Raw genomic sequence first — 5,940 nt, forward strand, 5'->3', positions numbered from 1 at the left:
GCCATAGCCCTGCTTGCTGGAATCAACGGGGCCGTCATTGTTCAGCGACCAAAAGTAGCCGCCATGCTCCGTGTCGCGATGACGATTCCATAGATAGTTCATGCCGTGGTCGACAATTTCGTTCGCGCCTGGACGACCGAGCAACGACCCGATCGAGAAGCAGTGCACCATGCGCGCGGTCGAGTGAATGCCGCGCACGGGATTTGCCTTATCCAGCGGTTTGCCGATGTCGTCCATGTCGTAGAAGCCGCCCTTGGGATTGACGGCGCGATACTGGAAGAAATCGAAAAGCGCGTTCGCCTGATCAAGCAGCCAATGCCGGTGATAGGCGCGCGTACTCCAATTCCCGAGCGTTGCGGGTTCAACCTGTATGTTCATGCCGTCCTCCGTATGGTTCTATTCCTGAAGCCCTATAGCGTCGCCCGAAAGCGCTGTCATGGCGTTATGAGTGAAACTGTGTCGTCCGCACTGCGTTGTCTATGGGTAGACCGGCACTTAGTCGCACTCACTCATATTTTCTGAAAACACGGCGAACTAAGGAAGCATCGTCCTTGCGGGGACGCTACTTCAAGCATAGATATATTGACATAAAGATATCTTTATGTGATCTGATTGCGGAGTCGCAATCAGGCCAGAGGAATTCGCTTATGTTTGACAATCTTTTTGGTTCGGAAACGGCGAAGCGCGACGGCCGCGAGGTGTTCGAAGCCTTGAAAAAGGCTGCAAGCGAGCGAATCCTTGTGCTCGATGGTGCTATGGGTACGCAGATTCAGGGCCTTGGCTTTGACGAAGACCAGTTTCGCGGTCATCGATTCATTGGCTGCGTATGCCATCAGAAGGGTAATAACGACCTTCTCATTTTGACCCAGCCCGATGCGATCGAGGAGATTCATTACCGCTACGCCAAGGCGGGCGCCGACATCCTCGAGACCAACACCTTCTCGTCCACCAGCATTGCGCAGGCAGACTACCAGATGGAAGGTGCGGTCTACGATCTCAACAAGGAAGGGGCAGAGATTGTCCGTCGTGCTGCGATCCGCGCCGAGCGCGAGGACGGCAAGCGCCGTTTTGTCGCCGGTGCCATTGGTCCGACCAATCGGACTGCGTCTATTTCCCCCGATGTCAACAATCCCGGTTATCGTGCGGTCAGCTTTGACGATCTGCGGCTGGCCTATGGTGAGCAGATCGACGGTCTGATCGACGGCGGCGCAGACATCATTCTGATCGAGACGATTTTCGATACGCTTAATGCGAAGGCGGCGATCTTTGCCTGCGAGGAGCGCTTCGAGGCCAAGGGAGTTCGCCTGCCTGTCATGATTTCAGGTACGATCACGGATCTTTCCGGCCGCACGCTGTCGGGCCAGACCCCGTCGGCATTCTGGAATTCCGTGCGTCATGCCAACCCGTTCACCATTGGTCTCAACTGCGCGCTTGGCGCCAACGCCATGCTGCCGCATCTGCAGGAGCTTTCGGCTGCTGCGGATACTTTCATCTGCGCCTATCCCAATGCCGGTCTGCCGAACGAATTCGGCCAGTATGACGAGACGCCCGAGATGATGGCGGCGCAAGTTGAAGAGTTTGCCCGCGAAGGTCTTGTCAATATCGTTGGCGGCTGCTGCGGTTCGACTCCAGAGCATATCGCTGCGATCGCTCAAGCAGTTTCGAAGTATCCGCCGCGTCAGCCTGCCGAACATCGTCCTTTCATGTCGCTCTCCGGATTGGAGCCGTTCGAGCTCACCAAGGACATTCCTTTCGTTAACGTCGGTGAGCGTACCAACGTCACCGGTTCGGCGAAATTCCGCAAGCTGATTACCAATGCTGATTATACCGCGGCGCTTGCCGTCGCCCGCGATCAGGTCGAGAACGGCGCGCAGATCATCGACATCAACATGGACGAGGGCCTGATCGATTCCGAGAAGGCCCTGGTGGAGTTCCTCAACCTCATCGCCGCCGAACCGGACATTGCCCGCGTTCCGGTGATGATCGACAGTTCGAAGTTCTCGATCATCGAGGCCGGGCTGAAATGTGTTCAGGGCAAGCCGATCGTCAATTCGATCTCGCTGAAGGAGGGCGAGGAGAATTTCCTCAAGCAAGCCCGGTTGATGCGCATGTATGGCGCGGCCGTTGTCGTGATGGCATTCGACGAACAGGGGCAGGCGGACAGCTATGAGCGCAAGGTGGAAATCTGCTCACGCGCCTACAACCTGCTGACGGAAGTGGCGGGCCTGGCGCCGGAAGACATCATCTTCGATCCGAACATCTTCGCCGTCGCGACGGGCATCGAGGAGCACAATAACTACGGCGTCGACTTCATCGAAGCGACGCGGACGATCCGTAAGACGATGCCCTTGGTCCATATTTCCGGTGGTGTCTCGAACCTCTCCTTTTCGTTCCGCGGCAATGAACCTGTCCGCGAGGCCATGCACGCCGTGTTCCTCTATCACGCCATTCAGGCGGGTATGGACATGGGCATCGTCAACGCCGGTCAGTTGGCTGTCTATGACAATATCGATCCGGAATTGCGGGACGCTTGCGAGGATGTCGTCCTCAATCGTCGTCCGGACAGCACGGAGCGTCTGCTTGAGGTCGCCGAGCGTTTTCGAGGTGCGGGCAGCAAGGAGGCCAAGGCGCAGGATCTTTCCTGGCGTGAATGGCCGGTCAAGAAGCGGCTCGAACATGCTCTGGTCAACGGCATTACTGAATATATCGAAGCCGACACCGAGGAAGCACGGCATGCTGCCGAGCGGCCGCTGCATGTCATCGAAGGCCCACTGATGGCCGGCATGAACGTCGTCGGCGATCTTTTCGGTGCGGGCAAGATGTTCCTGCCGCAGGTGGTGAAATCCGCCCGCGTCATGAAGCAAGCTGTTGCCGTGCTGTTGCCTTATATGGAGGCCGAAAAGCTTGCCAATGGCGGTGGCGAAGAACGGCAGTCGGCTGGCAAGATACTCATGGCGACCGTCAAGGGCGACGTGCACGACATCGGCAAGAATATCGTTGGCGTCGTGCTCGCCTGCAATAATTACGAAATCATCGATCTCGGAGTCATGGTGCCGGCTACGAAGATCCTTGAGACGGCCGTCGCCGAAAAGGTTGATATTATCGGCTTGTCGGGATTGATCACGCCGTCATTGGACGAGATGGTGCATGTCGCCTCGGAGATGGAGCGGCAGGGCTTCGATATTCCCCTGCTGATCGGCGGAGCCACCACCAGCCGCGTCCATACCGCGGTGAAGATCCATCCGAGCTATCATCGTGGGCAGACGGTCTACGTCACGGATGCGAGCCGTGCGGTCGGTGTCGTATCCGCTTTGCTGTCGCCTGAAGCGCGCCAGGGTTATATCGATACGATTCGGGCTGAATATTCCAAGGTCGCTGCCGCGCATGCGCGCAGTGAAGCCGAAAAGATACGCCTGCCAATCGCACGGGCGCGCGAGAACGCCGAAAAGGTGGATTGGTCGAGCTACAAGCCGGTCAAGCCGCAGTTCTTCGGAACCAAGGTGTTCGAGGGATACGATCTTGCCGAGCTGGCGAAATATATCGACTGGACGCCGTTCTTCCAGACCTGGGAGCTGAAAGGACGTTTTCCGGCAATTCTCGAGGACGAGAAACAAGGCGAGGCAGCGCGGCAGCTCTACGGTGACGCACTGGAGATGCTGGAAAAGATCATCGCGGAAAACTGGTTCCGCCCGCGCGCGGTCATCGGCTTCTGGCCCGCGGGCGCGGTCGGAGACGACATCAGGCTATTTACCGATGAAAGCCGTAGGGACGAGCTTGCGACCTTCTATACGCTGCGCCAGCAGCTGTCGAAGCGCGACGGTCGACCCAATGTCGCTTTGTCTGACTTCGTTGCGCCGGCTTCCAGCGGTGTTGGTGATTATGTCGGCGGCTTCGTCGTTACGGCGGGTATTGAAGAAGTCGCTATTGCCGAGCGTTTCGAGCGCGCCAACGACGATTACTCTTCGATCCTCGTGAAGGCACTGGCCGACCGCTTCGCGGAAGCCTTTGCCGAGCGGATGCACGAGCGGGTGCGGCGGGAGTTTTGGGGCTATGCCGCTGACGAGAATTTCTCGAGCGAGGAGCTCGTTCTCGAAGCCTATGCCGGTATCCGCCCGGCGCCCGGCTATCCTGCGCAGCCTGACCATACTGAAAAAGATACGCTTTTCCGTCTGCTGGATGCTGAAGCTGCAACGGGCGTGAGGCTGACGGAAAGCTATGCCATGTGGCCGGGTTCATCTGTCTCGGGCATCTATATAGCTCATCCGTCCTCCTATTATTTCGGTGTTGCCAAGGTCGAACGCGATCAGGTCGAGGACTATGCCGCTCGCAAGAAGATGCCCGTGGTCGAGGTGGAACGTTGGCTCGGTCCGGTTCTCAATTACGTGCCCGAGAAGCGTGACACAACGGTCGACGACGCAGCCTGATGGCAAGTCGTTTCAAAGGCTTGAAGTGTTTCGCTTAGAATTCGATTTCAAATCGGAAAGCCGCCTCAGCTTAAATAGCTGAGGCGGCTTTTTTGATTCCGGGGTATTTTCGGTTTCACACGTTGCGCTAGTTTGCGCCTATCGTCAGCTCAGCGACAAAATCATAGGCATCGCCACGATAGAGCGATCGTGTGAATTCGACTGCACGGCCGGAACCCAGATAAGAAATGCGCTCGATCGAAAGGCCGGCCGCTCCTACGGGAACGCCGAGCAATCCCGCATCCGCCTCTTTCATGTTGGTGGCCGATATGCGTTGAACGGCGCGAACGGGGCGCACCTGACGCTTTTCCAGTTCTGCATACAGTGATGTGGTCACCACCGATGGGTCCGGCAGGAATTCGCCGGAGACGCTGGCGTGCTCGATCGCCAGCGGCTGATCATCGGCGATGCGCAGGCGGCTCAGACGCGATACCTTGGTGCCGGCAGCAAGGCCGAGGATCATCATCTCATCCGGAGAAGGTGTATGAACGCCCTTGTGCAGCCATTCGGAGCGGGCCGTCATTCCGCGCCGGGCCATATCCTCCGTAAAGGATGTCAATTGCGACAGCCGCTGTTCCACCTTGGAGACTGGTTTGGCGACGAAGGTGCCAGAGCCATGGCGGCGAACAAGGATGCCTTCGGCGACGAGGTCGTCGATCGCCTTACGCACAGTGACGCGGCTCACCGCGGCAAATTCGGCAATGTCACGCTCCGGTGGAAGTGCGTCGCCCTGCTTCAGCCGTCCGACCTTCACCGCCTCCTCGAGCGTCCGCCGCAATTTGACGTAAAGCGGACCCGTCCCACCTCCCAGAAGGCGCTCTGGCGAGAAGATCGCGCTCAAATCTTCGGTCATACCTTGTTTTCCTCTCCACCCCGCAGCAATTTCGTCGCCAGCTCCACCGCGCCGCGAAGAACGTCGCCTTTGGGCTCTGCGAGAATCGCTTTGTGGCGCTCATCAAGCCAGGGACGATAGGCCTGGGCAAGGCCGCCGAGAAGGCAGATCGAGGGGCATTCCGGCCAAAGCAGCGCATCGAGGCTCTCGCCTATGGTTCTTGTTGCCGCTTTGACGATATCGATGGCGACCAGATCTTCCATGCCGGCATATTCGAATATGATTGGCGCATAGCGGGCGAAATCCTTGGGTTTGGACGCATGCGCGAATTCTACGATGCGTTCCGGATCGTTGCCGTATTCGCCCATGATCAATGCCGTGAGTGCCGAGCCTACCGTCACACCGTCATGCGCCAGAAGAGCTCTCTCGAGCAGATCGCGTCCGAGACGCGCGCCGCTTGCCTGATCCCCGACGACAAAACCCCAGCCGCCAATGCCCCAGATCCTACCCTTGCGACGGGCGTTGTAGACGGAGCCGGTGCCGAAGGCGCCAATGATTCCATCGGCATCGCCGAGCGCTCCTTGAAGCGCTATCGTCGCGTCTGTTACCACTCGCGTGCTCGCAAAGGGCAGGGCGCCTTCGACC

The 5,940-nt window shown here is 58.3% G+C and carries 4 protein-coding genes; 1 reads left to right on the forward strand and 3 read right to left on the reverse strand.

What is annotated here, in order from left to right; genetic code table 11:
- A partial coding sequence (locus tag Q4Q11_RS30510) for an AGE family epimerase/isomerase (protein ID WP_498571818.1) occupies nt 1-378 on the reverse strand: 378 nt, incomplete at its 3' end.
- 269 nt (nt 379-647) lie between these two features.
- On the opposite strand from Q4Q11_RS30510, the gene metH reads away from it, so the two are divergent.
- A complete protein-coding gene (gene metH, locus Q4Q11_RS30515; protein WP_498571819.1) occupies nt 648-4,424 on the forward strand; it encodes a methionine synthase in 3,777 nt (1,258 codons plus the stop codon).
- A gap of 127 nt (nt 4,425-4,551) precedes the next feature.
- On the opposite strand, the gene Q4Q11_RS30520 is transcribed toward metH, so the two are convergent.
- Together Q4Q11_RS30520 and Q4Q11_RS30525 are read right to left on the reverse strand one after the other, a co-directional pair.
- On the reverse strand, nt 4,552-5,316 hold the full coding sequence (locus tag Q4Q11_RS30520) for a GntR family transcriptional regulator (protein ID WP_112513138.1): 765 nt from the start codon (nt 5,314-5,316) through the stop codon (nt 4,552-4,554).
- On the reverse strand, nt 5,313-5,940 hold a 628-nt coding region (locus Q4Q11_RS30525), incomplete at its 5' end, for a glucosamine kinase nucleotide-binding domain-containing protein (protein ID WP_498571820.1). The genes Q4Q11_RS30520 and Q4Q11_RS30525, both read right to left, overlap by 4 nt.

This window comes from Rhizobium sp. UFLA01-1127 (assembly GCF_059803845.1).

What these genes read in the sequence shown, in the direction of transcription:
- metH (WP_498571819.1), top strand. Translation starts at nt 648, where the DNA reads ATGTTTGACAATCTTTTTGGTTCGGAAACGGCGAAGCGCGACGGCCGC.
- Q4Q11_RS30520 (WP_112513138.1), bottom strand. Translation starts at nt 5,316, where the DNA reads ATGACCGAAGATTTGAGCGCGATCTTCTCGCCAGAGCGCCTTCTGGGA.